This is a genomic window from Rhizobacter sp. P2_H2, from assembly GCF_056403375.1.
The window spans coordinates 1-4,801 of record NZ_JBFUFP010000378.1 but is presented as its reverse complement, the minus strand read 5'-3'; the positions used below and the strand labels follow the sequence as shown (position 1 = coordinate 4,801).

Genomic DNA, 4,801 nt, shown 5'->3' with positions numbered 1-4,801 from the left:
GCGAAGGCCACCGCGATCACGACGACGCTCGGGGTGGGGGCGTCGGGCACGCTGCTGCTGTCGGTGTGGCAGGTGCAGGAGCAGCTGCAGCGCAACCGCACCGACCAGCAGACCGAGGCGCGCGTGCTGTTCACCGAGGTGTCGAAGGCGCTGCAGGATTTCAACGGCCGCTGCCCGAAGGTGGCCGAGCACGTGGTGACGCAGGCCTCGCTGCTGTTCGACCTGCGTGGCAGCCCGGCGCTGCGGCCGCTGGAGYGCGCCGGCGTCGAGCGGCTGGCCGGCCGCATCGCCGACGAATGCCGCAAGGATGCCGACCCGAGCGCCGACTGCGTGGCCGCCAGCCAGCGCCTGCGCAACGACCTGTGCGCGGTGGTGCAGAAGCCGCCGACCGAGAACACCGCGTTCAGCTACTGGCACCCGGGCACGTCGCCCGACGAGCAGGCGGTGGCGGCCAGGCGCATCTGGCTCGCGCTGACCGGGCGCGCGTCGCAGCTCGCGAGCGCGGCGCAGGGGGAGTTGCCCGTGCCGCCGCCGCCGGTCGCTGCGGCCCCTGCCGATTCGCCGCAGACCTCACCGCAGAAGGCGAGCCTGGCCGCCTGCCGGCAGGGCCTGGACCAGGGCGATGGGCGCAGCACGCTGTACATCGAGATCTACGACGAGAGCTCGCGCGAGGCAGCGAGCGCGCTGCGCCAGGCGATCCAGCAGGAGGCGGATGTGCTGGTGCAGGTGGCGCCGATCGACAACGCGGCGCGCAATGCCGAGCTGCGCCAGCAGCGCCGCCCGGTGCCGTGGCCGGTGCCGACCTTCGTGCTGCACGACCCGTCCGGCCGCGAGTGCGCGCTGGCGCTGTCGCGCTTCGTCGGCGAGCCGTGGGTTACGCCGCAGCGCATCGACGGCGTGTGGATCCGCGAGCGGCGGCGCTCGGCGGTGCCGCGCCCCGGCGTGATCGAGCTGTGGCTGCCGCCGGTGCTGGTGGCGGGGCAGTCGGCCGAGCCCTGAGGCCTCGACCGGATCAGGCCAGGCGCAGCAGGCGGCGCAGGCCCCAGGCGAACAACGCCAGTGCCACCGGCAGCGCGAGTGGGTTGCCGATCGTGTCGGCCAGCCACTGGCCGTCGGCGCTCGCCATCCACAGCACGCCGCCGTTGAACGCCGCATGCAGCAGCACGCACGGCCACAGCGAGCGCGTGCGCTGGTACGCGAGCCCGAGCACCAGCCCGGTACTGAGGCCGACGAAGAACTGGTAGATGTTGAAGTGCGCGAGGCCGAACAGCGCGGCCGAATGCACGATCGCGGTGGACGGCGGGTAGCGCAGCAGCAGACCGCGCAGGATCAGGCCGCGGAACAGCATCTCCTCGAGCACCGGCGCCAGCACGCAGGCCGACAGCGTGGCCGCGAACGTGCCGTCGACCGCGTGCGCGAACCACTCCGCCTCCCAGGCCGACAGCGGCAGCAGCGACTGCAGCAGCCAGTCCATCCAGCCGTTCACCGACCACAGCAGCGGCAGCAGTGCGAGCAACGGCGCCGCGCTGGCGAGCAGCGTGTGCAGCGGCGGCGCCGGCGCGTCGTGCAGCAGCTGCGCGTGCGTGAGCCCGCGCCAGGCGAGCAGCGTCGACACGACGATGCCGGTGGCCAGCACGCGCGTCAGCTCGCCGAGCTGCGCCTCGCTCAGCGCCAGCGTGTCCTGCAGGTCCATCAGCACACCGCCGAGCAGCATCTCCAGCAGCACGAAGGCGAGCACCGTCAGGATCGCGGCGCCCAGCCCGTAGGGCAGGGTCTCGGGGCTGCGCCCGCTCATTCGCCGAGCACCCGCAGGATCTCGCTGCCGTACGCCTCCAGCTTCTTCGCGCCGACGCCGCTGATGTGGCCCAGCGCCTCCAGCGACGACGGCTGTGCACGCGCCATCTCGGCGAGCGTCGCGTCGTGGAAGATCACGTAGGCCGGCAGCCCGTGCTCGCGCGCGACCTCGGCGCGCCACGCCTTCAGCGCGGCGAAGCGCTGCAGCCCGTCATCGTCCAGCGGTACCGGCGGCGGCTTGTCGCGCCCGCCCTTGGTCGTGCCGTTCTTGCCCTTGGTGCTGCCGCGGCGCGCCTTCGGCGTCTCGCTCGCCTCGCGCAGCAGCAGCGTCACCTCGCCGCGCAGCACCTCGCGCGCGCTCGGCGCCAGCTCCAGCGTGTTGTATTCGCCCTCGGTGCGCAGGTGGCCGAGCGCGATCAGCTGGCGCAGCACCGCGCGCCACTGCACCTCGCTCAGGTCGGCGCCGATGCCGAAGGTCGACAGCGACTGGTGGCGGTACTGCGTCACCTTGTCGGTGGTCTTGCCGCGCAGCACGTCGATCAGGTGGCCGGCGCCGAACCGCTGGCCGTGGTTCTGGTGGAAGCGGTAGATGCAGCTGAGCGCCTTGCGCGCCGGCTCGGTCGCGTCCCAGGTGGCGGGCGGGTGCAGGCAGTTGTCGCAGTTGCCGCAGGGCTCGCTCGCCTCGCCGAAGTAGGCGAGCAGCCGCACGCGGCGGCAATCGTGCGCCTCGGCGAGGGCCAGCAGCGCGTCGAGCTTGGCGCGCTGGCCGCGCTTGAACTCCTCGCCGGCCGGGCTCTCGTCGATCATGCGGCGCTGGTTCACCACGTCGGCCAGGCCGTAGGCCATCCAGGCATCGGCCGGCAGCCCGTCGCGGCCGGCGCGGCCGGTCTCCTGGTAGTAGCCCTCGATGTTCTTCGGCAGGTCGAGGTGGGCGACGAAGCGCACGTCGGGCTTGTCGATGCCCATGCCGAACGCGACGGTCGCCACCATCACGACGCCATCCTCGCGCAGGAAGCGGTCCTGGTGGCGCTTGCGCACGTCGGCGTCCATGCCGGCGTGGTACGGCAGCGCGTTGATGCCCTCGGTCTTCAGCCAGTCGGCGGTCTCGTCGACCTTCTTGCGCGACTGGCAGTACACGACGCCGGCATCGCCCTCGTGCTCGTCGGTGACGAAGCGCAGCAGCTGCGCACGGGCGTTGTCCTTCTCGACGATGCCGTAGCGGATGTTCGGCCGGTCGAAGCTGCTGATGAAGACGCGCGCCTCCTGCAGCTGCAGCCGCTCGATGATGTCGGCGCGGGTCAGGTCGTCGGCGGTGRCCGTGAGCGCGATGCGGGGCACGCCCGGGTAGCGCTCGTGCAGCACGTTCAGCGAGAGGTAGTCCTCGCGGAAATCGTGGCCCCACTGGCTCACGCAATGCGCCTCGTCGATCGCGAACAGGCTCAGCAGCCCGCGCTCGTGCAGCGAATCGAGCTGCGCGAGGAAGCGCGGCGTCGTGATGCGCTCCGGCGCGGCGTACAGCATCACGAGGCGGCCGCTCATCATCTCGCGCTCGATCTTCTGGGTCTCGTCGAGCGTCAGCGTCGAGTTCAGGAACGAGGCATGCACGCCGGCCTCTTCGAGCGCGCCGACCTGGTCGTGCATCAGCGCGATCAGCGGGCTGACGACCAGCGCCACGCCGCGGCCGGCGCGGTGCCTGGCGATCGCCGGCACCTGGTAGCACAGGCTCTTGCCGCCGCCGGTGGGCATCAGCACCAGCGCATCGCCGTCGGCGGCGACGTGGTCGACGATGGATTCCTGGGCGCCGCGGAATGCGGTGTAGCCGAACACCTCCTGCAGGATCTGCAGCGGTGCGGTGGAGGGTTCGGGGGTCACGGGCGGGGCGGAGGGCGAGGCGAGGCCGCGATGTTACTAGGGCCTGTCAACACGACGGGTTTCTGGCACCCTTGCGCCTTCACCAGGAGACTGCCGATGACCGACATCCACACGCCGCGCGCCGACCAGCTGCGGCAGCTGTTGATCCGCAACTTCGAGACCACCCCGCGCACGCACGATGTGCGCGAACCGCTGTACGACTCGATGACCGGGCGGCTGGCCAAGGGCACCGCGGCGCTGAAGCTGGGCGCGAGCATCGACGTGGTGCCGCCTGGCAAGCGCAGCTGCCCGTACCACTTCCACTATGCGCAGGAGGAGATGTTCATAGTGCTCGAGGGCGAGGGCACGCTGCGCGTGGCCGGCGAGCACCTGGCGCTGGCGGCCGGCGACGTGGTCTTCATCCCGCCGGGGCCGGCCTACCCGCACCAGATCATCAACACATCCGATGCGCCGCTGAAGTACCTGTCGATCAGCACCAAGGACAGCCCGGAGGTGGTGGAGTACCCCGATTCGGGCAAGTACCTGGCGACGGCGACGCGCGACGGCGATCCGTACGGCTTCGGGCGGATGCACCGGGCCGACACGGACCTGGAGTATTGGGACGGGGAGCCCTGATCAGCCCTTGCGGACCTGCGCGTCGGTCTTCTGGCGGTGGATCTTGCGGCTCTGCTTGTTCTCGGCGTGCTGGATGCCGCGCTCCTCGGCGGCACCGACATGGCCGTCGCGGGCGGCCGCTGCTTCCTTGTGGTCGACGTGCGCCTGGCCGCGCTCGAGCTTCGACACCTCGTGGTTCGTCAGCGAGCCGTTGCGCACGCCGGCCTCGACGCGCTTTTCCTGGTTGACGTTGCGTTGCACRTCGGCCTGCATGCGCTGCGACGAGACGGAATTCGGGTTGCCGGTGACGCCGTTGTGCTTGGCGGCGGCGATGTCGCGGCTGGTCTTGTTCTGGGCGGCTTCGAGGCGGGCCTTCTCGGCCGGCGTCAGCTTGCCGTCCTTCAGGGCCTGCGCCTGCAGCTTGTCGACATGGCTTTCCTCGCGCTCCAGCTTGCCCGCTTCCTGGGTGGTCAGCTGGCCGCTCTTCAGGCCTTGCTCGATGCGCTCCTGCTGGTTCACGTCGCGCTGGACGCTGCCGGCC

The 4,801-nt window shown here is 71.3% G+C and carries 5 protein-coding genes; 2 read left to right on the top strand and 3 right to left on the bottom strand.

Features of this window, described 5'->3' with window-relative positions; all coding sequences use genetic code 11:
• Window positions 1–999: hypothetical protein (locus AC1D15_RS18405; RefSeq protein WP_477827119.1), on the top strand; the 999-nt coding region annotated here is incomplete at its 5' end.
• Between the two features lie 13 nt (window positions 1,000–1,012).
• Here AC1D15_RS18405 and AC1D15_RS18400 read toward each other — a convergent pair.
• Together AC1D15_RS18400 and recQ are read right to left on the bottom strand one after the other, a co-directional pair.
• Entirely contained in the window at window positions 1,013–1,795 is a 783-nt protein-coding gene (locus AC1D15_RS18400) for a CPBP family intramembrane glutamic endopeptidase (RefSeq protein ID WP_477827118.1), read from the bottom strand.
• Complete coding sequence (gene recQ / locus AC1D15_RS18395) at window positions 1,792–3,666, bottom strand: DNA helicase RecQ (protein WP_477827117.1); 1,875 nt, start codon at window positions 3,664–3,666, stop codon at window positions 1,792–1,794. The genes AC1D15_RS18400 and recQ overlap by 4 nt, the downstream gene beginning before the upstream one ends.
• A 96-nt stretch (window positions 3,667–3,762) precedes the next feature.
• On the opposite strand from recQ, the gene AC1D15_RS18390 reads away from it, so the two are divergent.
• Window positions 3,763–4,281, top strand: a complete 519-nt coding sequence (locus tag AC1D15_RS18390; protein ID WP_047501238.1) for a cupin domain-containing protein — start codon at window positions 3,763–3,765, stop codon at window positions 4,279–4,281.
• On the opposite strand, the gene AC1D15_RS18385 is transcribed toward AC1D15_RS18390, so the two are convergent.
• On the bottom strand, window positions 4,282–4,801 hold a 520-nt coding region (locus AC1D15_RS18385), incomplete at its 5' end, for a hypothetical protein (RefSeq protein ID WP_477827116.1).